Here is a 24,379-nt window from a genome sequence, read left to right as displayed (position 1 = left end):
CACGGCGAGGGGCCCCTGTCGGCCGGAAACACGTGTGTTTCTACGGTACATGCCTTGCTTATCACCGCTCATGCGAACCTTCCTCCTCCGCATTCTCGTCGCGTCCCAGTGGGGCGCGAGCCTCGCTCTGGCCTCCGGCTGCGGCCCGCAAGTCGAGACCGGCGGGGGCTCGACCCCGCCTGAAGGCGCATCGTCGCAGTCCGGCGGGGGCTCGACCTCGTCGGGAGGCGCATCGTCGCAGTCCGGGGGCGGCGGCGAGCCCGGCCCTCCCGACGCCTCGGCGCCGCTCGATCCCTACCCGGATCCGACCTGCGTCGGGCCGGAGCACGACGGCGGCTATTACGGCCGGTGCTGTTACGAGGTGCACTGCGCGGCGCCGGTCGACGGCGCCTGCCCCGCGGCCTCCGAGGCTGCGCCGCACCTCGACGACCTCCCGCCCGGCTCGGGAACCTGCATGTGCGACGGCGGCGGCGAGGGCGGGGCCGAGGCGATCCAGGGCCCCTACGCGAACCGCACGGCGTCGGCTCCCGCGAGCTGCTGCTATCTCGTCGGAGCCATCAGCTGTGAGGGGCGCCCCCTCCTGGTCCGCGGCGAGCCTCGCGTCGCGCCGCTCGCGCGCGCCCCGAGCGCCTGGTCGCACACCGCCTTGCGGCGCTTCGAGCGCGAGCTCGCCGACACCGATCTGAGCGAGCTCACGCCGGACGAGCGCCGCGAGCTCGGTAGGCGCTGGGCCGAGCGCGGCCAGAACGAGCACGCCTCGGTCGCCTCCTTCGGCCGCTTCGCGTTCGGGCTGATGGCGCACGGCGCGCCTCCCCAGCTGCTCGAGGCGGCGCACCGCGCCGCGGTCGACGAGGTGCGGCACGCGCGCCTCGCGCTGGCGATCGCCTCGGCCTACGCAGGAGCGCCGGTGGGCGTGGGCCCGCTGCCCCTGCACGGCGTGCTCGACGACATCGGCTCGCTCGAGGCCCTCACGCTTGCCACCGTCGTGGAGGGCTGCGTCGGAGAGACCCTCTCGGCCATCGAGGCGGAGGTCGCGGCCCAGGCGGCGCAGCCGCCGGCGGTGCGCATGGCGCTCCAGGCGATCGCGCGCGACGAGGCGCGCCACGCGGAGCTCGCCTGGGCGTTCGTCCGCTGGGCCCTCGCCACGGGCGGCGCGGGCCTTCGTGCGCGCGTCGCCGTGGCCTTCGCGCGCGCGCTCGACCAGGTGGCCTCCGAGGCGCCCGGCAGCGCCGGCCGCGATCTCCCGCTGTCCCACGGCTTCCTGCCCGCCGACGAGCTCCACCGGATGCGACAGCAGGCCATCGCCGACGTGCTCCGCCCGGCCGCCGCCGCGCTCGTTGCCTCGCACTTTCCGTCAGCAGATCGAGAGCTTGGCGGCGCTTGCGGGAATGTCATCCTGAGCGCTGGCACGACGTACCTGACGACGTGAAGCTCGCGTCGAGGAGCGCCCCTTCGCCTGGGCTGTTCGGCGCGGGCGGCTCGCGCCCTGTCGTTGTCTCGCGCCGCTCCCGCCAGAGCAGGAACATGCCGAGCGCGTACATCACGAGCAGCACATACAGGTTCACCGAGAGAGCGATCCGCGGCAAAGACCCCTTGAAGCGGTCATAGATGTACGGAAAATCGATGGTGGCGAGCGAGAACAGGACCACGAGCGCGCCCATCTCGATCCGGCGCTCCTGCTCCGCCGCGCGGTCCAGCGCGTAGAGCGCGGCCGGGAAGAGGTAGAGCACGTGGTGTACGTAGGTGAACGGGCTCGCCACGATCATCGTGACGAGCAGCGGCAGGAGCAGCCGCAGCGAGCGCGACGGGGAGGGGGAGCGGCCGCCCAGCGCGAGCGCGCCGCCGAGGAGGAGCAGGATGGTGATCACCGACGCGGTCCTGATGGCGGCCGCGTCCTCGCCGAAGAGCCGCGCGTAGAAGCCGGCGACCGAGAAATTCGGCGCCGACCCCGCGTCGAAGAGGCCCGGGATCTTGGCCCCGTGGGACATGCGCGGCAGCCGCCGCAGGAACTCGAGCCACGCCGGCGCGGCGCCGAACGGCAAGCTGATCAGGACGAGGGCGGCGAGCCCGGCGGCCAGGCCGGCGAGCGCGCGGAAGCGCCGCTGGATGATCCAGGGGAGCGCGAGCAGGATCGGCGTGACCTTGATCCCCGCGGCGACCGCGAGGGCGAGCCCTGCGGCGGTGTCCTTGCGCGCGACCGAGAGCGCGAGCGCGGCGCAGATGAACGCGAGGACGAGCGGGTTCACCTGCCCCATCCCGAGGCTGTTGCGCAGGTTGAGCCCCCACGTGAGGAAGGCGATGAGCGCGATGAGGACGGTGGGGACCGCGATGCGGCGGGCCGCGCCGAGGGGGTCCTGCGTCGCGCGGCGGACGGCGACCACGGCGAACGTCGCGGCGAGGCCGTAGCTGACCACGGCGATGCTCGACCAGACCTGCTGTGCGATGTTCGGGCGCAGGCGGGTGAGCCACGAGAAGGTGTGCGCGAAGAACGGCGGATACAGGTAGGGGTACACCGGGACGTGCGGCAGCCGCATCTCCTTCGCGATCGACCCGAGGACCTTGACGTCGTACACGTCGAGGTCCCGGCGGGCCGCGACGGCGGCCGCGTAGAACGACTTGAAATCCATCGCGACCGACTGCTTGAGAACGATATCGAGGACACAGAGCCAGGCGGCAGCCGTGGAGAACGCGAATATCGCGATATAACACGAGAATTCGCCCGAGATGCGCTTCTTGACGGCGGCTGCGAATGCTGTCACGGTGCTTACATTTTTGCCGTGTCGGTCCAGGAAGTCAAGTATCCTGGCCGGGGACCGGCTCCGCCGATGCCGCGGATCACGCCGGCACGCTTGCGCTGCTCCGTGCGGCCTGCCTCTCTCGCTCGAGCTCGTAGAAGAGCGGCCCGTCGTACATGCGGCGCACCTGCTCGCGCGTCAGCTTCCCCCCTTTGCCAGCGAGCGCGTAGAGCACCGACCAGTCGCCTGCTGACGCCAGGAACCCGAGCAGATCGAACAGGTCGCGATCTCCCAGCGCGCGCGCCACGAGCCAGCGTGGTGTAGGCAATACTGCGCAGCCGAGTGAACTCGTTGGATCTATTGGTTTCTTGTAGGCGGATCAGTGGATCCGTACTTTTTGTACGTTCTTGTCAAATGCCGGTCGTTGGCGGAAAATTCTTAACAGGTCGAAATGGCTTTGCGCGGGTTATCCTCTCGGCGTCGACGTGGTGTCGGCGCTCGAACCGCAGCCCGTCCGCCTCAGTGACCTCGTGCAGCAGCGTGTCTCCGCACCAGCGAAAGCGCGTGCGCCTGAGCCTCTATGTGTCTTGATTGCCGCGCGAGACGGGAATCAAGGAACGTTTTCATGTCATGACACGGTGTGGAGCGACGTAGGGAGGTTGTTGATTATGCACCAACGATTCAATTCCATCGCGCTGGCGATCGGCGCGGCGGCCCTCGGGCCGCTCGCGGGCTGCGTAGCCGCCGATGGGACCGACGAGGAAGCGATGCCGGCCCTCTTCGACGAGCAGGCCGATGAGCCCGTCGCCGAGGCCGCGCAGCCCATCACCGTATCCGGAATGGGCCATTACTGCAGCGTGACCTGGCCCAACGGGGGCTGGGTGTTCCTGTGGGATTCGGGCGCCAACAGCGATCCGTGCGCCACGGCCACCGGGCAATATGGTCCCCGGCGGCACGATCCGCCGCGCCGGCGTCTACTCCGTTTCCGGAGTCAACAACGTCGTCGCCCGCTGCGACGGCGGCGTCACGATCTGGGTCAGCACCGGCGGCTGGCCGCTCCAGCTTGCCTACGACGAACGGCCACGACTGGACCATGCCGGCAGGCAGAGACATCATCGCCGTGGCTGACGGCGTCGTGCGCAAGTCGCGGTGGCTCACTACCAATTGTACCAACTCCAATTCGCCGACCCAGGGCGAGGTCTACATCGATCATGAGGTGACGCGCTCCCCGTCGACGTACACCGAGAAGTTCACGTCCGCCTACTTCCATCTCAATGTGCTCTCGGTCGCGGACGGAGCTACGGTGACCAAGGGGCAGAAGATCGGCGAGGTCGGGTGGGTGGGGTGCTCGTCGGAGTCGCACCTGCACTTCGCCGTCATCCGCATGAACAACACGGCGACCGACCGCACCGAGACGCTCACCATCGACGCCGCCGGCAACGACGGCTGGCGCAACGTGATCGAGCCCTACGGCTTCGATCCGCCGGCGGGCTTCGATCCGTGGGGCTGGAGGGCGTACAGCATCGACGCCGGCGCGCTGAGCATCGATCTCTGGAACACCGGACAGGCGCCGACGACGGGGACCTGGTAGTCGGGCCGCGGCGTCCGGCGACGCTGTCGAGCTTGGCGCGCCAGGCGCCGGACGCCCAGCACGACGATAGGAGCGGCGCGAGGGCCGCGGGGGCGCGGGCGAGAGCCGTCGAGCTCACCGCCGTCCACGCGGCTCCTCGGCCCTGCCAGCCACGGCCGCCCGAACCTGAGGAGCAGTCCGAGCCACCTCTTCGCCAGGTAGAGGCCGTTGATCAGCACGTAGATCCAGAAGAACACGTCGAGCCGGCCCGCACGCGCGAGCGCGCAGATGTGGCTCGGATAGTGGTTCACGATTGAAATCGATCGCGACCGACGGCTTGAGGACGATGTCGAGGGCGCAAGGCAAGGCGGCAGCCGTGGAGAACGCGAAGGTCGCGAGATAACACGGGATTTTGCCCGAGATGCGCTTCTCGGCGGCGGCTGCGAGCGCTGTCACGGCGCTCACGTTCTGTTGTGTCGATCCAGGACGTCAAGTGTCCTGGTCGGGGCGAAAGCTCCGCCGATTCCGCGGATCACGCCGCGGCGCTCTTGCTGCTTCGGGCGGCCCGCCCCTCTCGCTCGAGCTCGTAGAAGAGCGTCCCGTCGTACATCCGGCGCAGCTGCTCGCGCGTCAGCTTCCCCCCTTTGCCGGCGAGCGCGTAGAGCACCGACCACTCGCCTGCTGACGCCAGGAACCCGAGCACATCGCCCAGGTCGCGATCTCCCAGCGCGCGCGCCACGAGCTCGCGGGCGTTCAGGGCGCCGTCGCGGTCCTTGTCCCAGCGCGCGAACAGCTCGTCGAACTTCTGCGGGTCGAACCTGCCGTCCTTGTCGTAGACGTCTGTGTCGCTCGCGTGCTTCGCTCGGTGGATGTTCTCGAGGGTGATCGAGAGCGTGGGAACGAACGATCGGGACGTCGCGGGCCCGAGCGCCCCGTTGATGGCGAGCGCGAACCACGCGGAGATCACCCGCCCGATCCCGAGCGCGCGCAGCCCCTCGTAGGTCTCGCGGAGCGTGATGACCCCATCATGGTTCCTGTCGAAGAAGGCCGAGTGCAACTCGAGCGCCGTCCTGTCGCCGAGCGCCGCCGGCTGCGTGCCGTACACGTCCCGGGTCGCCGACGCCGACACGAACCGCTCCGGCCCCCGCCCCTCGCCGTGGGGCGGCGGGCTCGCGTCCGCCGAGGGCGACCCCGATAGCTGCGTTGGTTCGAAGGTCCTCAGCCTGCCGTTTCGCTCGTCCATGGTGCTCCTCTCCCGCGTTTGCGCGACCTGGCCGCGTCCATCCTGGCCCGGGTGCGAAAGCACGACGCGGGCCGACGCGGTGCGGAACGGGGCGGCGCGGCGCAATCTGCTGCGCCCGCGTGGCCGGATCGCCGACGTGTGAGACAAATTGCCTCGCTGGGTGGCCGACGATCACAGAGTGACCGCGGGGGCGCTGCTGAGCCGGCGCGTCTGCGACGGCTTGGAGCACGGAGCGCGGTCCGGCCCTGGGCACGATCTTGCTTGGTGCGTCGCGACGAGGTGGAACGACATGGCTACACTCTCGACGTCTGCATGGGTATTACATGAGCTCGGTCTCGCCGCGGGGTTCGGCGGCCCTCTCTTCGGCCGGCTGGCGTTGCACCAGGCGGTCAAGGATATCCATTCCGAGGCGGAGCGCGGCAAGGTGCTCGCCGACGCCTGGCAGCGATACAACCTCGTCAACGCGATCTCGCTCGGCACCGCCGCGGCCACCTGGTTTATCGGGCGGACGATAATCTCGGGGCGGTCGATCGACGAGGAGACCCGCAATCTTGTGCGCTTGAAGGACGTCCTGCTCGGCGCGACGCTCGCGACGAGCCTCGTCAACATGGTGAGCGGACGTCAGATGAGCGAGCAGGCGCCCGGCCACGCCGTGCCGGTCCGGGACGGCGACACGCCGTCGCCGCGCACGCCCGCGAAGGCCGCGGGGCTGCAGCAGCTCCTCAATGTCATGGGGCCGCTCAACATCGCCCTCACGGCGGGGGTGATCGGCGTGACCACGATCCTCGCCATGAAGTCCGGCCGCTCGGCGAAGTGGAGCTTCATCTCCCGGCTCCTGCCCTGAGCCGCGCCCTCTCCGGGGAGGGCGCCGCGGCCCCCGGCGCTGCCGCGGCGGCGGGGACACTCCCCCCGAGCCCGCGCGGGCCGCGCGCCGCGTCGCGCTCATGGTACGATGGCCCGATGAAGGTGATGACCAGCATCGCGCTCGTCGGGCTCGCCCTCGCCGCCCTGAGCTGCAGCGACGGCCACGGCGAGGAGGGGTGCCCTGAGCTCTGCGAGCGGGCGGTGGAGTGCCCGGGCGCGCCCATGACCGAGGACGCCTGTCTGGACGCCTGCGGCGCCGAGACGGAGGCGGCCGAGGAGGCCGCCTGCGAGGACGCGTGGGAGTCCTACCTCGAGTGCCGCAACCACGCCGACGACAACTGCATTCCGGAGAATTACAACGAAGAGTGCAGCATCCAGCTGGAGTCGTTGAACAGCTGCCTGGCTCGCCGCTGAGGGGAGCCTCCCGCGAGCTGGAGGGCCCGGTGAGCACCGGCTACCCAGCCGCGGCTACTGGAAGTGGTGGACCGCATGCCCGCTCGGGACCTCGTCCGGGATGAGCGCCTCGAGGCGCTTCGGGGTCGCGCGCGGGTCGAGCAGCGCCTCCCCGACGAAGGCGCAGAGCCAGCCGATCTCCTCCTCGGTGAGCTCGATCGGCTCCTGCAGCAGCGGGTCGACGGCGGCGAGGACCGGGGCGAGCGGGCCCATGTCGCCCCGCAGGTCCGGAGCGAGGTGAGCATTCGTGTACTCGGTGGCCGACTCGTAGACGTCGAGGTGGTGGCGGATGGCGCCCTCGAGCGACGTGAACGAGCCGTTGTGGAAGAACGTGGGCTGAAGGGCGACGTTGCGCAGCGGCGACGTCCTGAACTTGTACCGATCGGCCGGGTCGCCCGTGACCTGCTCCAGGCCGAAGTCCTCATCGGCGTTCGGGCCGTCGAAGATCACGTTCGAGAGCGCCGGGTCGTCGGTCGGCGCGATCTGCGGCACGCCGATGGCGTGCTGCTGGAAGTCGCTGAACATCTCGTTCGACGGCCCTGACACGGCGTGGCAGCGGACGCACCCCGCCTCGCCGAAGAAGAGCAGCGCGCCGCGCTTCTGCTCCAGCGTCATCGCCTTCCGGCGGCCGCGGGCGAACCTGTCGATGGGCGCGTCGGCGAACGTGAGCGACAGCTCGAACTCGGCGATGGCGGCCGCGATCATCTCATAGGTGATGGGCTTTCCTCGCTTCACCGCGTTGAACTGCTTGCCGAACCGGCGGCGGTAGGCCTTCACCTCGTTCACGCGCGCCGCGACCTCCTCGCGCACGACATCATGCGACGTCGGCGCCTGGTACCCGGTCATCTCGGTGATCTCGGTCGGCGGGATGAACGCCTGCGCCGTGAGCAGGTGCGACAAGGACGAGAGCGACATCCCCTCCGGCGAGGTGAACGAGAACCCCTCGCTGTTGTCGAAGGGGTCGCCGGACACGGCGAAGAACCGCGAGTTCCACATCAGGGTGGGATAGAAGGCCGTGTTGATGACCGACGGCGCGCGGCGCTGGTTGCGGGGCCCCGCGCGGCCCGGCCCGACGACGCCGTTGCTCTCGATGCCGATCGAGATCGACTGCGTGTCGGCGAAGCCCGCTGTCGGCGAGTGGCACCCTGAGCACGAGTTGTCCTCGTTCAGGCCGAGGATGCTGTCGTAGAACAGCTCACGCCCGAGCCTCGCCAGCTTCTTGTCGAGCTTCCGCCCGAGCCGCGACTCCAGCGTCGACTCGATCTCTCCGGTGAAGCCGTGTCGGGCGAGCGTCTCCGCGAGCTGCTCATCGACGGGAGAGCCCTTGGCGCGCGCCGGGCGCGCGAGGAGGAGCGTGACGACGAGACATGCCGCCAGGGCGGCGAGCGCCCGCCGGATCCATCGCAGGGTCATGGTGCCTCCAGCTCCCCCGGCGGGGGAGGCGCACATCGCTGTGCGTCGGTGAGATCAACCAGTCCTGCCCAGGGCCTGACCGAGCGGCGGTGAATCCGATGATGGGAATCTAATGTTGCGAGTCGGTGGACGGCAAGAACAATCTTCCGTGATTCAACAGGCTTACTGCGTGTCCGAGGGTCTGGTCACCGCGCTATCTGCGGTTGTCGTGCCTACATTCGGCGGCGACGCTGCGGCGCGGCGCGGCCTGGCGTCGTTGTAGGTGCGTGGCCGGCGCTCCGCGTCGGTGCGGCGGCCTGGCGCAGTGCGCCTCCGAGGTCGCCTGAGACTCATGCTTTGTGGGGAGCGATGGGCCGTCGTATGCTTGACGCTATGGGCCGGACAGCAACTCTGGCGGATCCGACGGCGCTCGTGGGGGGCGCGCTCACCGGCGGATATCGGATCGTCCGCGTCCTCTCCGCGCAGGGGTTCGGTGTCGTGTTCGAGGCCCGGAGCTCCTCTGGCCGCCGCGTCGCGCTGAAGGTCCTGCGGCCCGAGGTCGTCACCGAGGACACGCTGTCGCGGCTCAGCCGCGAGGCGAGCGTCACGGCGAAGCTCGACAACGCCCACGTCGTCCCGATCGCCGACGCCGGGCACGACCTCGAGCGAGATCTCGCCTACCTCGTGATGCCGCTGCTCGACGGCACCGACGTCGCCGCCCTCCTCGCCGAGACGGGGCCGCTCGCGCCCGAGGTCGCGGTGCGGATCGCGCTCCAGGCCGCCGCGGGGCTCTCGGCGGTCCACGCCGCGGGCCTCGTCTACCGCGACGTTCGCCCGCCGCGCCTCTTCCTGGAGCACCTCCCGAGCGGCGAGATCCTTGTCCGCGTCTTCGGCTTCGGGCTCTCGAAGGGCTACGACACGGCCACCTCCGACCCGGGCAAGGCGAGGAGCTCCGGTCGCCCGCGCGACGAATCGGGGCCGCGGGATCGCGCCGCGGACGTCCGGGGCGACGTCTTCGGCCTGGCGGCGACGCTCTACGAGATGCTCTGCGGCGTCTCGCCGTGGGCCGAGCTCGACGTCACGCCGGACACCGCCGACTTCGGCCCGGCGGACTCGGGGGCGGACGCGCCGCCGCCGACGCTCGCGCAGCTCCCGTCGATCCAGGACCGCGCCCCGTGGATCGAGGCGCGCCTCGCGACCGCGCTCTCGCTCGCGCTGCACAGCGACGTGGACCGGCGCTACCCGTCGATCGAGGCGTTCGCCGAGGCGCTGCGCGCTGCCTCCGGCGGCGAGGAGGGGATCACGATCGACATGCTGAGGCCGCTCGATCCCGAGCTGCGCGACGCGATCGCCGAGCGCGCCGGCGCCGAGACCGATCCGCTCGTCGGCCGCCAGCTCGGCGGCCGGTACGCGGTGCGCCGCCTGATCGGGCGCGGCGGGATGGGCGCCGTCTACGAGGCGGAGTCGCCCGAGGGGCGGCGGGTCGCGGCCAAGGTCATCTTCAAGAGCGCCGTCGGGCAGGACGACCACGCCGTGCGCCGCTTCATCCGCGAGGCGCGCGCGGTGACCGCGAACCAGAGCCCGCACGTGGTCAAGACGTTCGAGCTCGGGACGGATCTCACGCTCGCCACCCCGTTCATCATCATGGAGCTCTTGCACGGGGTCGACCTCGCCAAGCTCCTCAGGATGCGCGGGCCGCTCGAGCCGGCGCCGGTCGTGCGCGTGTTCATCCAGGCGGCGCGCGGGCTCGCGGCGGCGCACGCCGCGGGGGTCGTGCACCGGGACATCAAGCCGGCGAACCTCTTCCTGCACGCGCCGTTCGACGGCGCGACCTACCGGGCGCCGAGCTCGATCGCGCCGCCGCCGTCCACCCAGCGCGCCCCGCTCTCGGCGGCGTCGCCGCCGTCCACCCAGCGCGCCCCGCTCTCGGCGGCGTCGCCGCCGTCCGGCCAGCGTCGGTCCGGCTCGATCCGCCCGCCGTCCTCCACCCGCCGCTCGTCCGGCTCGATCCGCCCGCCGTCCTCGAGCGATCGCCGTCTCGTGGTCAAGGTCTGCGATTTCGGCATCGCGAAGCGCACCGGCGACGGCGTCTCGCACGAGCTCACGCGCGCCGGCGGCGTGCTCGGGTCGCCGATCTACATGTCGCCCGAGCAAGCGAAGATGGCGAGGGACGTCGATCGCCGCTCCGACATCTGGAGCCTCTGCGTCTCGCTCTACCAGGCGCTCTGCGGGAGCTGCCCCTGGGATCCGAACGCCTCGCTCGCCGAGCTCCTGCTCTCGATCTGCACCGAGCGCGTGCCGCCGCTGGCCGCGGCCGCGCCGTGGCTCGATCCGGCCCTCGCCGCCGTCGTGCACCGCGGCCTCCTGCGCGATCCCGGGGAGCGCTGGCAGAGCATGGAGGAGCTGATCGTCGCGCTCGAGCTGCACGCGGAGGGCACCGACATCGTCACGCTGGACCAGCTGCGTGGCATCGACGCGGAGCGGCGCGCCGGCGCGACCCCGGTGGCCGCGCTGCGCCGCGAGTCGAGGCTCGCCCGCTCCGTCGAGGGGGAGGAGCGCTCGATCGGCGGCAGCTCCTTCACGGCGGCGCAGGCGCCCGCGGGCGCCGCGCGGAGGCGCTTCGTCGGGGCGGCGGTCACGGCGGTCGCCCTCGCCGCGATCGGCGGCGGCTTCGCCCTGCGCGCCTCGACGGGGGGCGAGGGGCGCGCGCCGGTCGCCGCGCAGGGCGAGCCCGCCGCTCCCGCGCCCGCGCCCGCGCCCGCGCCTGCGCCCGCGCCGACACCTGCGTCGTTCACCGCGGCCGTGACGCTCCCGAAGGAGGCGACGGTGCGGGTCAACGGCGCGGCGCGCCCGGTGAGCGATGGCCGGCTCGACCTGACCGGCAAGGCCGGCGACACGTTCGAGCTCGAGGTGAGCCGCGACGGCGCGACCACGAGGGAGACGGTGTTCATGCTGAGCGACGGCCGGCTCCGCCCCGATCGCATCGAGCTCCAGCCGCTCGCGCCGGCCTCTGCCTCGGCCTCGGTCCCTGAGGCGGCCCCGCGCCGCGACCGGACGCGCCGCGCGCCACGCAACGCCTCCCCGCCGGTCGGTGTCGCCTCGTCCTCCACGGGGGCGCCCGTGGCCCCGCCGGCCCCGACCGCGGTGATGCCGGTCGACCGGTGGTGATCCGGACGCCCGCCCCTCGCGCCACGCGGCGCTCCTTCGCGGTGTGCGCGCTCGCCGCGGCGCTCGCGGCGCCTGCGTCTCCGGCCCTCGCGCAGCCCGAGCCGGCAACGCCCTCCGCGCCGCCCGCGCCTTCCGCGCCTTCCGCGCCGCCTGAGCCCTCCGTGTCTGACGACGAGACGCTCGCCCGGGCCAAGGCGCTCTTTCAGGAGGGCAACGAGCTGCGCAAGATCGGCGACTGCCAGCGTGCGCTCGAGCTCTATGTGAGATCGCGCCAGCTTGTCGCGTCGGTGCCCAACACCCTCAACGCCGCGTTCTGCCTCGATCAGCTCGGGCGTTACGACGAGGCGCTCGAGCTCTACGAGGCGTTGCTCACGGAGCTCCGCGCGGAGCTCGGCGAGCCGGAGCGCAAGGGCGTCGCGTCCACGATCGCCGGGCTGCGGGGGCGGATCGGCAGCGTCCTCGTCTCGTCGAATGTCGATGGCCTGGTGCTCATCGACGGGAGGTCGCGCGGCCAGCTCCCCGTCTCCGGCCCGATCCGGCTGCTCCCCGGCGGCCACACCCTCCGCGTCGTCAAGGATGGCTGGCGCACGTTCGAGACGATCCTGACCGTCCGGGTCGCCGAGACCACCTCGGTGGACGCGAGGCTCGATCCGCTCGCCGACACGGGCCGGCTGAAGGTCGAGGACGAGCGGCTCGTCGGCGCGGATCTCATCATCGACGGCGCGCTGATCGGGCAGCTGCCGTGGGAGGGAGCGCTCGCGCCCGGCCCGCATTTCTATTCGGTGCGCCGGGGCAACCTCGGCTCCGCGCCGCGCGAGGCGAACGTCGTCGCGGGGCAGCTCGCCGTCGCCACGGTCGAGGCGGGTCCGCTCGGCGACGAGGTCCACGTCGTCGTCCAGCCGCTGAGCGCGGATCTGGCCATCAACGGCGTCCCGGTCGGCAAGGGGCAGTGGCGGGGGGCGCTGCCGCTCGGGCGCCACACCTTCGAGGCGCACGAGCCGGGCTATTTCGCGCGCACGCTCCGCACGACCGTCGACCGGACGACCAGGGGCGATATCGTCCTGCCGCTCGCCATCGACGAGGGCCACCCGCGCTGGGGGCGGAGGGTCGGTGTCTTCCGGCTGGAGACGGTCGGCGGCTATGCCTTCGCCCCGTCGCTCGAGAGCGACGCCGAGCTGAGCTGCGGCAGCTACCGCTGCTCCAACGTCTCGCGCCCTTCCGGCGTCCTCGCCGGCCTGCGCGGCAGCTACGAGTTCCCGACCGGCGCCGCCATCGAGCTCACGGCCGGATACCTGAGCCTCCGCACGACGCTCGCGCGCTCGCTCGACGCGACGTACGCCGCGCCGGACGGGAGCATGGACCGGCTCCCCATCCGGTACACCTTCCAGGACGACATCGAGCTGGCCGGCGTGACCGTGATGGTCGGCGGCAGTTACCATTACGGGCTGTCTTCCTGGTTCGACGTCGGCGGAGCGCTCGGGCTCGGCGTGGTGCTGGCCGAGATGAGCGACGAGGTGACCGGCACGGCGTCCGACGCGCGGAGGACCGTCCGCGTGGCCGTGTACAACGCGGGCAGAGCCGTCCGCTCCGCCGCCCCGTTCGCGATGCCGGAGCTCCGGCTCCGGCTGAAGCTCGGGCGGCTCACCGCCAGCGCGGGCCTCGGTGTCGGCTTCTTCCTCGTCGACGGCCCGCCCCTCGAGACGGGCAACACCTACGTGGTCGACGCCGAATGTAACGAGACGGACCCGACGGTCGACTGCGCGCCGGGCAAGAAGGTCGTGTTCGAGGAGCTGGCCCACGGCACGTTCACGATGTTCTTTCCGAACATCGCCGCGGGATACCGCTTCTGAGCGCCGCCGCGCGCGGCGCTCAGCGGCTCGCCTGGTCCCGCGCGAGGCGCGCCTGCTCGCGCACGAGGTCGAAGAGGCGCGACGCGTCGAGCAGCGAGGCCGTGAGCCGGCCGAACTGGATCACATCGCCCACCGCGACCTCCTGCGGCTCGTTCTCGGAGAGCAGCGCGCCGTTCACGCGGGTACCGTTCTGTGAGCCGTTGTCGATGAGCACGAGCTGCCCCTGCGCATCCAGCCGCCGGAAGTGCGCGTGCAGCTTCGACACCGACGGGTGGCGCAGCACCACGTCGCAATTGCGCGTGCGGCCCACCGAGATCTGATCGGGATAGGGATTGCCCTTCGCCTTGACGACCTCGAACACCTCGCTGCTCGGACCGGGCGGAAGCGGCGGCTTCCGGTGCGCCGCCGGCGAGGCGGCGACGGTCCGGAAGGCAAATGGCTGGCTGTCCGGACCCGCCTCGGACACCACGAGGAGCAGGCTCGTCACCCTGCGGACGAAGCGGTCCCGAGGCATCACACGCGCAAGCTCGATGATGTCCCCTGATTCTTCCACGATCTGCCGAGTATAAGCCGAACCCGAGGAGCGGAATGTTGGTGGCCCCACTTTGCTGCCGCGAATCACCCACATCTCCGCAGCGTGGATCTCGCGGTGACCGAGCCAGGGCACATCGCGTCTCCGCGGCGCGGCGCGGAGCTCCGTGAGCCCGAGTCGGTGCTCCGATGTGTGCGCATCGCGGTGCCCTGGGATCGCGCATCCTCTGATTACCGCTGCGCGGTAATTCGTGAGCATCGAGCACCGGTGAGGCGGCCGCGACGGCTCGCCGGACAGACTGCGCTCGAAAACGCCGGAACCTGGCGTACCTTCCGCGCCCATGCACGCACTGGTTCGTGGACGCATCTCGGTCAACCCACGCGGCTTCGGGTTCCTGAACATCGAGGCCTCTCCGGAGAAGGGCGGTGCGCCGGGCAAGCCGGGCGGGGCTGCCCTGGCCCCGGCGACCGCCTTCATCACGCCGCCCGATCTGAACCCGTTCCTCGACGGCGACGTCGTGGACGCGGTGGTCGTGGAGGCGGAGCCCGGTCGCTACGGCGCGTCGCAGCTCGCGCTCGTCCATCGCGATCGCGCCGAGCTCTTCGGGACGGTCGTCTCGCACGCGAAGCGGCCGCACCTCCGGGTTGATCGCCTCGTCTCCAACACGGACTGGCCGTTCAAGCCGGGCACCGCCGACGACCTCGCCGAGGGCACGTCGGTGGTCGCCCTCATCGAGGGCGCGGCGGTCGTCCCGGCGCGGGTCGTCGCGCCGGGCGCCGATCTCGGCATCGAGCGCTGCCTCGCCCGCAACGGCGTGCGCGCCGTGTTCCCGGGCGAGGTCGTCGAGGCGTCGCGCGCGGCGGTCGCGGCGACGTCGGTCGAGCGTGAGCTCGCGCGCGGCCGCCGCGATCTGCGCGATCTCGTCACGGTCACGATCGACGCGCCCGTCACCACGGACATCGACGACGCCGTCTCCGTGCTGCCGGCAGGGCCCGACGGGGCGCTCCGCGTCTTCGTCTCGATCGCCGACGTGGACGCGTTCGTCCCGGAGGGCTCGCCGCTCGATCTCGAGGCCCGCGCCCGGGGCACGAGCGTCTACCTGGCTGGCCGCGTCATCCCGATGCTCCCCGACGCGATCTCCAGCGAGGGAGCGAGCCTGCTCCCGGGGATCGATCGGCTCGCGGTCACGATCGAGCTGCGCGTCGATCCCGAGGGCGGCGTCACCTCGATCGACCTTCACGAGAGCGTGATCCGCTCGCACGCTCGCCTCTCGTACGATGCCGTCGAGGAGTTCCTGACGACGGGCCGCTCCGCCGTCATCCCCGAGGCGGCCCGCCCGGTCGTGCGCTGGCTCCGCACCGCGGCCGCGCGGCTGTCGACGGTGCGCGGGGCGCGCGGCGGGGTCGAGCTCGACCGCGAGGAGGCCTATGTGACGCTCGACGCCGAGACGCGCGAGCCGACCGGCGTCTCGCCGCGCGCCGACACGGGCGCGCACCGCCTCATCGAGCGGCTGATGGTGGCGGCGAACGAGGCCGTGGCCAGCTGGCTCGTGGCGCGCGGGCTCCCCTGCGTCTTTCGCGTCCACGACGAGCCCACCGAGGAGCGCGTCCGGACGCTCGAGCACTTCGCGCACAACTTCGGCGTGGAGGCCGGGTTCGGCCCGCGCCTGAGCCCCTTCGGCCTCGCGGCGTTCGAGGCGCAGTTCCGGGGCTCGGAGCTCGCGCCCGCCATCCGCACCGTGCTCGGCAAGGCGCTCGGCCCCGCGCGCTACACGGCCGCCCCGGGCCTGCATTTCGGCCTGGGCGCCCCGCTGTACCTGCACTTCACCTCGCCGATCCGCCGCTATGCCGACCTCGCGGTGCATCGCGTGGTCAAGCGCTACCTCCAGGGTCACCGCGATCCGCGCGCGGACTCCGAGGCGCTCGCGTCGCTCGCCCACCACCTGAACGCGCGGGCGCGCAGCGCCGGCAAGGCCGAGACCGAGCGGCACCGCATGCTCGTGGCGCGCCTGTTCGCCACCCGGATCGGCGAGGAGATCGAGGGCAACATCGTGTCCATCAAGCCGTTCGGCCTCGTCGTCCAGATGCTCGAGTCCGGCGCGACGGGCACGATCGCGCTGGAGGCGCTGCCGGACGGCCCTTATCGGCTCGACGTCGCCGCCCAGGCGCTGATCGGCGCGACCCGTCGCTACGGCATCGGCGAGCCGATCCGCGCGGCCATCGCGTCGACGAACGAGGAGCTCGGGCGCGTCGACCTCGTCCCTGCGGGCGCTCGCGGCGCCGCGTGACCTGGGCCGCGGCGCGCACCCGCGGCGGCTACGGCGACGGGCTCGCGGCGAACGCGCCGGTGCCGCGGCGGCTACGGCGACAGGCTCGCGGCGAACGCGTCGGTGCCGTTCGCCTCGTGCTCGCCGAGGCCGAAGTCGATCCTCCCCTCGGCCGTACCGCAGAGCACGATGGTGCCGGTCCCGGGCGAGATGGCCGCCGCGTTCGCCTTCTGGTTGCCGGCGGCGCCGAGCATCTTCCCCCAGACGGTCTTGCCCTGCGGGTCGAGCTTCGCGATGAAGGCGTCGAAGCCGCCGCCGTTCGGCAGCGCCTCGTCGCCGAGGGCGATCACGCCCTGCGCCGCGCCGGTCACCACCGCGTTGCCCTCTGCGTCCGCGACGACCGCCGTGCTCTCCTGCGAGCCATCACCGACGAACGACCGCGCCCACACAGGCGTGCCGCTCGGGTCGAGCGACACGACGAACGCTGTCGGCGCGCCGTTGGCACGAATCCGGTTTGCAGCGCCGAAGTCGAGCTCGCCCGAGTACGTCCCCGTCACGAGCACCGCGCCGGACGGGGTGGTGGCGATCCCGGTGCCTGCCTGCGAGGCCGTGTCCCCGTAGTCCGAGAGCCAGACGCCGAGCCCACCGCTGTCGAGCTTGAGGACGAACAGGTTCGGCCCGAGCCCGGTGTTTCTCACTTGCCGGGCCCCGACGGCCAGCGTGCCGTTGTACCGGCCGGTGATGAACACGCTGCCCTCGGCGTCGACGGCCACGCTGGTGGCGAACTGGTTCGAGGTGTCTCCGTAGATCTTGGTCCACAGGACGGCCCCGAGCGGATCGTACTTCCGCACGAAGATATCGGTGCCGCCTTGGCTGTCGACGCAGACCGGGACGGGCCCCGTCGAGCAGAGCAGCGACCCGCTGAAGTAGCCGGCGATCACGATGTTCCCGGCGCTGTCCACCGCGATGGAGCGCAGCGTCTGATCCGCGCTGTTTCCGATCTGGCGTGCCCAGCCGGGGGTGCCGTCTGCGCCCAGCGTGGCCACGAAGCTGTCGAGCGCGTTGACGCTGCGCAACGTCGCGCTGCCGAACGTGAAGGATCCGTAGAACGTCCCGCCGAACACGAGGTTGCCGTCGGGCGTCACCGCGAGCGCGTTGAGCGTCTCGGCGCCGCTGCCGCCGAACCTCGCGCTCCAGCGGTGGGCTCCGGTCGCGTCGAAGCTCGCGACGTACACGTCGGCGGTGCCGATGGCCACCAGGGTCTCACCGCCCAGGTTGAGGGTCCCCGAGAAGGTGCCGCCGATATAGATGTTCCCGTGCGCGTCGACGCCGACGCTCGTCGCGCTCTGGATGTTCGAATCGCCGTAGAGGGCGGACCAGAGCGGCGCGCTGCAGGCGAAGCCGTCGCAGTCCTCGTCGGTGTCGTCCGCGCACGTCTCGCTCGCCGGGGTGACCTGGCCCTCGCACGGCCGCCACGACGTCCCCGAGATGTCGCACATTCGCAGCCCCGCCGCGCAGAGCCCGACGCCGTTCGTCCCCTCGGGGCCGCTGTAACAGGTCTCGATCTGGCCCGGGGTGCACACGCACTCCGCGTCGGGCTCGTTCGTCTCGCCGTCGCAGTCGTCGTCCAGGGTGGTGCTGCAGTCCTCCGGCCTCGGGACCACGGCGCCCTCGCACTCGCCGAAGCTCTGGCCGTCCGGCTGGCACCTCTGCACCCCCGCCGCGCACACGCCGACGCCCTCGGTGTCCGCCGGGCCGGGATAGCAAGGCTGCTCCTCGCCGACGCTGCAGAACGGCGCGCCTCCGGTGCCACCGCCGCCTCCGGTGCCACCGCCGCCACTGCCGCCGCCACCGCCACCGGGCCCCGGGTTGAATGGCGCCGGCTCCGAGCACGCGCCCGCGAGCACGAGCGCAGACCCGACGAGCATCGATCGAGCGCGCAGGGTTGTCCTCGTGACCATCAGGGGGCGGAGCTCCATGTTCGGCGGTTCTGACTTCAATCCTGATGTGATTTTCTCGTCTTGCGCTTTTTTTTTGGCAAATCGATGATGATGGTGTTGACGGGCGGCGGCGCGCTCGCCGAGGCTTTCGGTGGGTTCGGGCGTATCGTCTCCGGCTCGCCCGGGTCGCGCGGCGGCTCGTCGGTGCTCTCGGAGGGGGACAGCTGGGTCGGCCCGGCGCTTGCGCTCTGCGCTGGCAGCAGATCGTGGCGAACCGCGTCGCTCTGGGGTTCGTCGCGGAGCGCCACCCACACCGCGACCACGCTCGCGATCACGAGGGCCACGCCGCCGATCGCGAGCAGGATCATGAGCGTCAACGGCTGCTTCGGCTGCGCGCGGCGCGGCGCCCAGCCGGCAGCCGACGGCTCGCCGTAGGGGGCGCTGGCGGCGTGCGGCGACGAGGGTGCGGCGTAGGACGAGCCGCTGTTGTGCAGGGGCGCGCCGGTGTTGTGGAGCGAGGCGGGCGCGCCGTGCGGCACGCTGGCGGCGTGCGGCGCGGAGGGCGCGCCGTAGGACGCGCCGGTGTTGTGGAGCGAGGCGGGCGCGCCGTAGGACGCGCCGGTGTTGTGGAGCGAGGCGGGCGCGCCGTAGGACGCGCCGGTGTTGTGGAGCGAGGCGGGCGCGCCGTAGGACGCGCCGGTGTTGTGGAGCGAGGCGGGCGCGCCGTAGGGCGCGCCGGTGTTGTGGAGCGAGGCGGGCGCGCCGTAGGACGCGCCGGTGTTGTGGAGCGAGGCGGGCGCGCCGTAGGACGCGCCGGTGTTGTGGAGCGAGGCGGGCGCGCTGTGGGGCATGCTGGCGCCGTGATGTGAGGCGGGCGGGCCGTGCATTCCGGCGTGGCCTGCTTCCGTGCTGTGCAGGGACGACGGCGGTCCGTTCGGCGCTCCGGGGCCGGCCTGCGCCATGCTCGGGTGGCTTCCGTGCGCCTGGGCGGCATCCATGACGCTCCCGCCCCGGGCCCCGGGCGCCGCCATCGTGGGGGCCTCCCACGCGGTCGCTCCGCCGGAGCCGGACTCCGGTCCGAGCGCGGGCGCCGAGCCCCTCTCGCTCCACCTCGCGCCCGAGGGGGCCGCCGCCCGCGGCGGCGGCTCGGCCGCCTCCATCGAGGCGGCAGCCGCCGCGAGCATCGGCGAGACCTGCGGCGCGCCCGCCGACGGCGAGTCCCCCGCCGCGAGGCGCGCCGACGCGAACGGCGGCGGCTCTCCGCGCAGGAGCGCGCGCATGTCCGCCTGCATCGTGCGGGCGTCCGGGTAGCGCCGGTCGCGATCGAAGGCGAGCGCCCTGTCCACGAGGGCGCACAGCCCCGGCGGCGTCTCCGGCGCGACGCTCGCGAGCGGCGGCGCCGCCATGGTCGCCATCTTCACGAGCAGCTCGGACTCCGTGCGCGCCTCGTGGATGCGCCGCTTCGCGATCAGCCGGAACATCGTCGCGCCGGCGGCGAAGAGGTCCGCCCGGTGGTCGACCGAGATGCCGCGCACCTGCTCCGGGGCCATGTACGACACGGTCCCGAGCGTCGCGCCCGTCCGGGTCCGCATCGCCGTCTTCACGCCGTCGCGCATGCGGGCGATGCCGAAGTCGAGCACCTTGAGGCGCCCGGTCCGCTCGACGAACAGGTTGTCGAGCTTGATGTCGCGGTGGATGATCCCCTGATCGTGCGCCTCTCCGAGCACGTCGAGCAGCTCGTCCATCAGGCGCAGCATCTCGCCCGTCTCGACGTGGCCGAGCCGCTGGAGCCGGTCGGCGAGCGACTCGCCGTCGAGGAGCTCCATCACGAGGAACGGCGCGCCGTCCTCGGCCATGTCGATGTCGCGGATCTCGACCACGCCGGGGTGGCGGAAGCGATTGACCGCCTGGGCCTCCCGCTCGAACCGGGCGCGCAGGTCCTTCGAGCGCGCGACCTCGGGGTGGAGGATCTTGATCGCCTCGCGCCGCCCGATCTTGTGGGTCGCGGCATAGACGGCGGCCATCCCGCCGATCCCGAGGAGGCGATCGATCGTCCATTTGCCCCGCAGGGTCGTCCCCACGCGCCTCTCGCAGGTCGCCCTCTCGTCGTCCATGCCCCGATCGAATGTCACAGCGCGCGGGATCAAGGTCAAGGTGAGAGCCGCGGCGAGGGCGACATCGTCTTGCTTCCCCGTGCCGACGAGCCTGCCAGCGTCCCCGGCTCAATCGGGGATCGGGTACACCCCGTCGCGCACCCAGGGATCGATGGTCGGCCGGAACGCCGCCTCGGTCCGGAGCCCCGCCAGCACGGACGCGAGCCCCCACTGCAGCCGATTCACGAACGTGAAGTCCTGCGGCATCTTCGGCACGTGGGGGATGGTGGGCATCTTCTCCCCCTCCTTGAAGGCGAGCCCCCGGATGCCGCGGGTCAGGTACGCCACGGTCTCGCGCGCCTTCTCCGGGGAGCACTTCCATGTCCCTTGCGCGCACAGCGGGACCATGAGCTCCATCGTGTAGCTCCGGTAGAGATCCCAGCTCTCGTCGTTCGGATCGTAGCCGAGCACCTCCACGCAGGCGCGGTCGAACTCCTTCCAGTCCGCGTCCATGGCGGCGCGCATGTAGCGCTTCATGCCCTCCACGAGGTCGGGCGGGAGCTGCTTCACGCAGCCGAAATCGAGGATCGCGACCCGGCCGTCCTCGTGGAATCGGTAGTTGCCGGGGTGCGGATCGGCGTAGAGCCAGCCGTACCGGAGCATCGAGCGAAAGGTGAAGCGCCAGATGGAGAGGCCCGCGCGGTTCTTCGCCTCCTGGCTGCCGCGCTCGCAGAACTCGGCGTAGCTCATGCCGTCGACGAACTCGAGCGTGATGACCCGTCTCGTCGTGAGGCTGTGGTGGATCCGGGGGATGTAGATGTCCTCGTCCCCGGCGTTCATGCGGCGGAACAGGTCCGCCATCTCGGCCTCGCGGGCGTAGTCGAGCTCGGACAGGAAGACCTTGCGGAGCTCGTCGACGGTCTGCCGGGCGTGCAGCTTCTTGGCGATGGGCGCCATCATCGCCTCGAGCATCGAGACGCTCTTCAGGTCGTTCTCGATGGCCCTGTCCATGCCGGGGTACTGCACCTTGACGGCGACCCGGTCCCCCGTCTTCGTCGTGGCCCGGTGCACCTGTCCGATGCTCGCCGCGGCGAACGGCTCGCGCTCCCACGCCGCGAACACCTCGTGCGGCGGGGTGCCGAGCTCCTGGAGCACCATCTGCTCCGCGGCCTCGGGCGACAGGGGCGGCGCCTTGTCGAGCAGCTTCTTCAGCGTGGCCTGGAACTTCTCCTCGTACCCCGGCGGCGCGAGCCCGTCGATGTAGCTCGCCATCTGGCCGAATTTGAGCGGCAGGCCCTTCATCTCGCCGAGCGTCTTCAGCATCGCCTCGGCGGTCTTCTTCACCTCCCGGGTCATCTTCCGCCGCGCCTCGGTCTCCTCCTCCTCGGTCCGCGTCGCGCCGAGGGCGCGCCTCGCGCCCTCGATGGCGAACGGGATGGTGCGGGGCGCGAGGCCGGCGAGGCGCGCGAGGCGCCCCAGCTTGGAGGTCGGCGGTTTGTCTCTGGGCTTGTCGTCGGCCATGCGGGACTGACTCGTTAGGGTAGCGTGGGTCGGCGCGGAGAGGTCAGGCGCCGACGCGGCGCTTCGGGGCCGCGCGGATCTTCGGAACCGGCCAGAGGGAGACGGTGTTCCTCAGCTGCTGAGCCTGCTCCGGGGAGATGTCCCCTTGCACATGGACCCGGGCCCGCCGGTCCTCGACCACCACCCGCACCGCGCCCCGCCCGACCGGCGCAGCGCGGAGGACGTCCGTGATGTCGTCGAGCAGGCGTTGCGGCAGCCGGCCGCGGAGCAGCCGGACGTTACGCCCCTCGACGCGCACGTAAAAGAGCTCATTCGCGCGGAGGAGGGCCACGATGAGCGGCACGACGACGGCGAGCAGGGCGAGGGGGATCAGGAAGGACATGAGGGGGCCGCCCACGACGAGCGCGCCTCCCCCCCAGAGGCTCACCGCGGGCCAGGATCGTGAACCGGTGCCGGCCGTTGTCAACGCTGGACGCGGCGGGCTCCGGGGCGCCTGCGAGCGCGGCCCGGACCGCGGGGCCTGGTCAGCGCGGCGCGCGGTGCCTACCCTAGGACCCCATGACGAGCGCCGCGCCCCAGCCTGCCGCCATCGATCCGCGCCTGGATCTGCACGACGAGATCAGCCGCCTGAAGCGGGAGAGGAACGCCGTCCTCCTGGCCCACTACTACCAGGATGGAGAGATCCAGGATCTCGCGGACTTCCTTGGCGACTCGTTGCAGCTGGCCCAGCAGGCCAAGAAGACCACCGCGGACGTCATCCTGTTCGCCGGCGTGCATTTCATGGCCGAGACGGCGAAGATCCTGAACCCGGAGCGCATCGTCGTGGTGCCCGACATGCAGGCTGGCTGCTCGCTCGCCGACGGCTGCCCCGCCGACCGCTTCCGCGCGTGGCGCGCCCGGTACCCCGGCGCGGTCGCGATCTCCTACATCAACTGCTCCGCCGAGGTGAAGGCGGAGAGCGACTACATCTGCACGTCGTCGAACGCCGAGAAGATCGTCCGCGCGATCCCCGAGGGGCAGGAGATCCTCTTTGCGCCCGACAAGAACCTCGGGCGCTGGCTCGTGGAGAGGACGGGCCGCCCGATGCGCCTGTGGCAGGGCAGCTGCGTCGTGCACGAGACGTTCAGCCTGCGCAAGATCATCGGGCTGCGCGAGCGCCACCCGGACGCGAAGCTCATCGCGCACCCCGAGTGCGAGGAGCCGATCCTGCGGATGGCCGACTACATCGGCTCGACGACCGCGCTGCTCAAGTACACGATCGCGGACGACGCCACGAAGTACATCGTCGCGACGGAGAGCGGCATCGTGCACCAGATGCGCAAGGCGTCGCCGCAGAAGGAGTTCATCGAGGGGCCGCCCGAGGGCAACTGCGCCTGCAACGAGTGCCCCTTCATGCGGCTCAACACGCTCGAGAAGATCTATCTCGCGCTGCGCGACCTCGCCCCGCGCCTCGAGATGGCGCCCGAGCTGCGCGAGCGCGCGCGCGTCCCGATCGATCGCATGCTGGCCCTCAGCTGAGCTCGCCTGGCGACGCGGCTCACCGCCCCGGGCACGCGTGGCGGTGCAGGGTGCAGATATTGGTCCGCTCGCACGTCGTCGACAGCGTGAGGTCGCGGCAGGGGCGCCCCTTCTCGTGCGGCCGCTCCCGGGTCGCGCGGACAGGGTGGGCGCGCGGCTCGTGGGCCACGGCGCAGTCGTGGTCCCCCTCGCACGGCACGGGCAGCACGCGGAGCCGCGCGCACGCGCCCGCGTCGCAGTAGCAGACGATCCCCTGATCCGTGACGGGCGGCTGCCGGTTCAGCCGGGGATCGGCGCCGCAGCGCTCGCTCGCGGGATCGTAACCGCAGTCCGCGTCGCCCGCGCAGGCGGCCGAGAATGGCCGCTCCCGCGGCTGCGCTGCGGCGGCGTCTTTCCTGGAACCCGCCGGCTCGTCGCCCTGGCCTCGCGCCGGCTCGTCGCCCTGGCCTCGCGCCGGCTCGTCGCCCTGGCCTCGCGCCGGGGCATCGCCCTGGCCTCGCGCCGGGGCATGGCCCTGGCCTCCCGCGTGCGATGTCCCGCCGGCGCCGTGCTGCGAGCGCGCCGACGACGCCGTGAGAGCGGGCGATCGCGGCGGCGCTGGCGGGCGTCCCCTCGGAGCCGGCCCGCCGCACGCCGTGGCCGCCAGAGCGACCGCGGCGGTGAGGACCACCCGCCTGCCGCGCGCGCGGGCGATCACAGCACCAGGGACAGGCCGAGGGTCTGCGTGAACGAGCCTCGAACCTGCGGCAGCGCGCCGATGGTGCGCCGCAGCCCCAGGCCGTCGATGGCCTGGCCTTCCCGCGTGGCGTCGCCGCCCCGGCCGAGCACGAAGGCCCCCGAGGTCTCCAGCTCGATCGTGAGCCAGTCGCGGATGAGGTCGAACGACACCCCGAGCCCCAGCGGGACGGCGACATACGAGGCCCCGCGCTCGCGGATGGTGAACTCGCCCCCCGGGTCGGAGACGCGCATGCGGCCGAAGTCGAACCGGTCGTAGCCGACGCCGACCGACGCCCATGCGCGGGCGCGCTCGCCGAGCGACAGCGTCGGCGCGAGGCGCGCGCCGAGCGCGAGGGCGCGCACCCCGGGCGCGCCGTCCTCGCGCGGCTCTGCCGTGATGGCGCCGGGCTGCCCCAGCGCGCCTTGCTGCAGGGCGAGCTCGTGCCGGGAAAGCACGACGAAGGCGGAGAAGCGCAGGAGCTCGAGGATTTCCCAGCGCGCGTGGATGCCGAGACCG

The 24,379-nt window shown here is 71.9% G+C and carries 20 protein-coding genes (1 of these 20 only partly in view); 8 read left to right on the top strand and 12 right to left on the bottom strand.

The features are described 5' to 3' along the window. Positions 1 to 70 precede the first annotated feature (70 nt). Entirely contained in the window at positions 71 to 1,429 is a 1,359-nt protein-coding gene (locus tag WMF17_RS37940; RefSeq protein ID WP_437598264.1) for a hypothetical protein, read from the top strand. Here WMF17_RS37940 and WMF17_RS37935 read toward each other — a convergent pair. The 3 genes from WMF17_RS37935 to WMF17_RS37925 form a co-directional block, all read right to left on the bottom strand. Then, positions 1,392 to 2,759: a glycosyltransferase family 87 protein gene (locus WMF17_RS37935; RefSeq protein ID WP_437598263.1), complete on the bottom strand. Its 1,368-nt coding sequence runs from the start codon at positions 2,757 to 2,759 to the stop codon at positions 1,392 to 1,394. The genes WMF17_RS37940 and WMF17_RS37935 overlap by 38 nt on opposite strands. Positions 2,760 to 2,835: 76 nt before the next feature. Continuing rightward, a complete protein-coding gene (locus tag WMF17_RS37930; protein ID WP_437598262.1) occupies positions 2,836 to 3,042 on the bottom strand; it encodes a caleosin family protein in 207 nt (68 codons plus the stop codon). Between the two features lie 316 nt (positions 3,043 to 3,358). Continuing rightward, the gene (locus WMF17_RS37925) at positions 3,359 to 3,583 is read right to left on the bottom strand and encodes a hypothetical protein (protein WP_437645872.1); all 225 of its coding nucleotides are present in this window, start codon (positions 3,581 to 3,583) and stop codon (positions 3,359 to 3,361) included. Between the two features lie 41 nt (positions 3,584 to 3,624). Here WMF17_RS37925 and WMF17_RS37920 point away from each other — a divergent pair, with 41 nt between their 5' ends. Further along, positions 3,625 to 4,326, top strand: coding sequence for a M23 family metallopeptidase (locus WMF17_RS37920; RefSeq protein ID WP_437645871.1), 702 nt, complete (start codon positions 3,625 to 3,627; stop codon positions 4,324 to 4,326). A gap of 511 nt (positions 4,327 to 4,837) precedes the next feature. Here the strand turns inward: WMF17_RS37920 and WMF17_RS37915 are convergent. Next, entirely contained in the window at positions 4,838 to 5,548 is a 711-nt protein-coding gene (locus WMF17_RS37915; RefSeq protein WP_437598257.1) for a caleosin family protein, read from the bottom strand. Between the two features lie 289 nt (positions 5,549 to 5,837). Here WMF17_RS37915 and WMF17_RS37910 point away from each other — a divergent pair, with 289 nt between their 5' ends. Next, entirely contained in the window at positions 5,838 to 6,392 is a 555-nt protein-coding gene (locus tag WMF17_RS37910) for a hypothetical protein (protein ID WP_437645869.1), read from the top strand. Between the two features lie 116 nt (positions 6,393 to 6,508). Continuing rightward, positions 6,509 to 6,826 (top strand): hypothetical protein, encoded by a 318-nt coding sequence (locus tag WMF17_RS37905; protein ID WP_437598255.1) that lies wholly within the window; start codon positions 6,509 to 6,511, stop codon positions 6,824 to 6,826. A 54-nt stretch (positions 6,827 to 6,880) separates the two neighbouring features. Here the strand turns inward: WMF17_RS37905 and WMF17_RS37900 are convergent, their stop codons facing one another. After that, on the bottom strand, positions 6,881 to 8,278 hold the full coding sequence (locus WMF17_RS37900; protein WP_437645867.1) for a cytochrome-c peroxidase: 1,398 nt from the start codon (positions 8,276 to 8,278) through the stop codon (positions 6,881 to 6,883). Between the two features lie 372 nt (positions 8,279 to 8,650). On the opposite strand from WMF17_RS37900, the gene WMF17_RS37895 reads away from it, so the two are divergent. Then, positions 8,651 to 11,425, top strand: coding sequence for a serine/threonine-protein kinase (locus WMF17_RS37895; RefSeq protein WP_437645865.1), 2,775 nt, complete (start codon positions 8,651 to 8,653; stop codon positions 11,423 to 11,425). A gap of 161 nt (positions 11,426 to 11,586) precedes the next feature. Continuing rightward, on the top strand, positions 11,587 to 13,275 hold the full coding sequence (locus tag WMF17_RS37890) for a PEGA domain-containing protein (RefSeq protein ID WP_437645863.1): 1,689 nt from the start codon (positions 11,587 to 11,589) through the stop codon (positions 13,273 to 13,275). A 19-nt stretch (positions 13,276 to 13,294) separates the two neighbouring features. Here the strand turns inward: WMF17_RS37890 and WMF17_RS37885 are convergent, their stop codons facing one another. Then, on the bottom strand, positions 13,295 to 13,828 hold the full coding sequence (locus WMF17_RS37885; protein ID WP_437645862.1) for an FHA domain-containing protein: 534 nt from the start codon (positions 13,826 to 13,828) through the stop codon (positions 13,295 to 13,297). Between the two features lie 319 nt (positions 13,829 to 14,147). Between WMF17_RS37885 and WMF17_RS37880 the strand changes: the two genes are divergently transcribed. Further along, positions 14,148 to 16,094 carry a ribonuclease R family protein gene (locus WMF17_RS37880; RefSeq protein WP_437598251.1) on the top strand — a complete coding sequence of 649 codons (1,947 nt, stop codon included), beginning with the start codon at positions 14,148 to 14,150 and terminating at the stop codon, positions 16,092 to 16,094. Positions 16,095 to 16,165: 71 nt separating this feature from the next. Here the strand turns inward: WMF17_RS37880 and WMF17_RS37875 are convergent, their stop codons facing one another. The 4 genes from WMF17_RS37875 to WMF17_RS37860 all read right to left on the bottom strand — a co-directional run bounded on the left by WMF17_RS37875 (position 16,166) and on the right by WMF17_RS37860 (position 22,054). Continuing rightward, positions 16,166 to 18,052, bottom strand: a complete 1,887-nt coding sequence (locus WMF17_RS37875) for a hypothetical protein (protein ID WP_437645860.1) — start codon at positions 18,050 to 18,052, stop codon at positions 16,166 to 16,168. A gap of 17 nt (positions 18,053 to 18,069) precedes the next feature. Further along, positions 18,070 to 20,127 (bottom strand): protein kinase domain-containing protein, encoded by a 2,058-nt coding sequence (locus WMF17_RS37870; protein ID WP_437645859.1) that lies wholly within the window; start codon positions 20,125 to 20,127, stop codon positions 18,070 to 18,072. Between the two features lie 108 nt (positions 20,128 to 20,235). After that, positions 20,236 to 21,627, bottom strand: coding sequence for an ABC1 kinase family protein (locus tag WMF17_RS37865; RefSeq protein ID WP_437645857.1), 1,392 nt, complete (start codon positions 21,625 to 21,627; stop codon positions 20,236 to 20,238). A 43-nt stretch (positions 21,628 to 21,670) separates the two neighbouring features. After that, positions 21,671 to 22,054 carry a DUF3634 family protein gene (locus tag WMF17_RS37860; RefSeq protein ID WP_437645855.1) on the bottom strand — a complete coding sequence of 128 codons (384 nt, stop codon included), beginning with the start codon at positions 22,052 to 22,054 and terminating at the stop codon, positions 21,671 to 21,673. Positions 22,055 to 22,185: 131 nt separating this feature from the next. Here WMF17_RS37860 and nadA point away from each other — a divergent pair, with 131 nt between their 5' ends. Further along, positions 22,186 to 23,145, top strand: a complete 960-nt coding sequence (gene nadA, locus WMF17_RS37855) for a quinolinate synthase NadA (RefSeq protein ID WP_437598244.1) — start codon at positions 22,186 to 22,188, stop codon at positions 23,143 to 23,145. Positions 23,146 to 23,164: 19 nt separating this feature from the next. On the opposite strand, the gene WMF17_RS37850 is transcribed toward nadA, so the two are convergent. Both WMF17_RS37850 and WMF17_RS37845 read right to left on the bottom strand, forming a co-directional pair. Next, complete coding sequence (locus WMF17_RS37850; RefSeq protein WP_437645854.1) at positions 23,165 to 23,842, bottom strand: hypothetical protein; 678 nt, start codon at positions 23,840 to 23,842, stop codon at positions 23,165 to 23,167. Beyond that, positions 23,839 to 24,379 carry the 3' portion of a hypothetical protein gene (locus tag WMF17_RS37845; RefSeq protein WP_437645852.1) on the bottom strand. The gene runs 293 nt beyond the window's last position, so 541 of the gene's 834 nt are visible here — the last part of the coding sequence; its start codon lies beyond the right edge, outside the window — the gene reads right to left on this strand; the stop codon is at positions 23,839 to 23,841. Before WMF17_RS37845 ends, WMF17_RS37850 begins: the two co-directional genes overlap by 4 nt.

It is taken from the genome of Sorangium sp. So ce362 (assembly GCF_051519845.1).
GTDB lineage: Bacteria > Myxococcota_A > Polyangia > Polyangiales > Polyangiaceae > Sorangium.
The sequence above is the reverse complement of the archived record's forward strand: the minus strand, read 5'-3'. Positions and strand labels throughout refer to the sequence as shown.

What these genes read in the sequence shown, in the direction of transcription:
- WMF17_RS37870 (WP_437645859.1), bottom strand. Translation starts at nt 20,127, where the DNA reads ATGGACGACGAGAGGGCGACCTGCGAGAGGCGCGTGGGGACGACCCTG.
- WMF17_RS37900 (WP_437645867.1), bottom strand. Translation starts at nt 8,278, where the DNA reads ATGACCCTGCGATGGATCCGGCGGGCGCTCGCCGCCCTGGCGGCATGT.
- WMF17_RS37865 (WP_437645857.1), bottom strand. Translation starts at nt 21,627, where the DNA reads ATGGCCGACGACAAGCCCAGAGACAAACCGCCGACCTCCAAGCTGGGG.
- nadA (WP_437598244.1), top strand. Translation starts at nt 22,186, where the DNA reads ATGACGAGCGCCGCGCCCCAGCCTGCCGCCATCGATCCGCGCCTGGAT.
- WMF17_RS37895 (WP_437645865.1), top strand. Translation starts at nt 8,651, where the DNA reads ATGGGCCGGACAGCAACTCTGGCGGATCCGACGGCGCTCGTGGGGGGC.
- WMF17_RS37905 (WP_437598255.1), top strand. Translation starts at nt 6,509, where the DNA reads ATGAAGGTGATGACCAGCATCGCGCTCGTCGGGCTCGCCCTCGCCGCC.
- WMF17_RS37910 (WP_437645869.1), top strand. Translation starts at nt 5,838, where the DNA reads ATGGCTACACTCTCGACGTCTGCATGGGTATTACATGAGCTCGGTCTC.
- WMF17_RS37875 (WP_437645860.1), bottom strand. Translation starts at nt 18,052, where the DNA reads ATGGAGCTCCGCCCCCTGATGGTCACGAGGACAACCCTGCGCGCTCGA.
- WMF17_RS37915 (WP_437598257.1), bottom strand. Translation starts at nt 5,548, where the DNA reads ATGGACGAGCGAAACGGCAGGCTGAGGACCTTCGAACCAACGCAGCTA.
- WMF17_RS37880 (WP_437598251.1), top strand. Translation starts at nt 14,148, where the DNA reads ATGCACGCACTGGTTCGTGGACGCATCTCGGTCAACCCACGCGGCTTC.
- WMF17_RS37925 (WP_437645872.1), bottom strand. Translation starts at nt 3,583, where the DNA reads ATGGCCCATTCCGGATACGGTGATGGGCTGCGCGGCCTCGGCGACGGG.
- WMF17_RS37940 (WP_437598264.1), top strand. Translation starts at nt 71, where the DNA reads ATGCGAACCTTCCTCCTCCGCATTCTCGTCGCGTCCCAGTGGGGCGCG.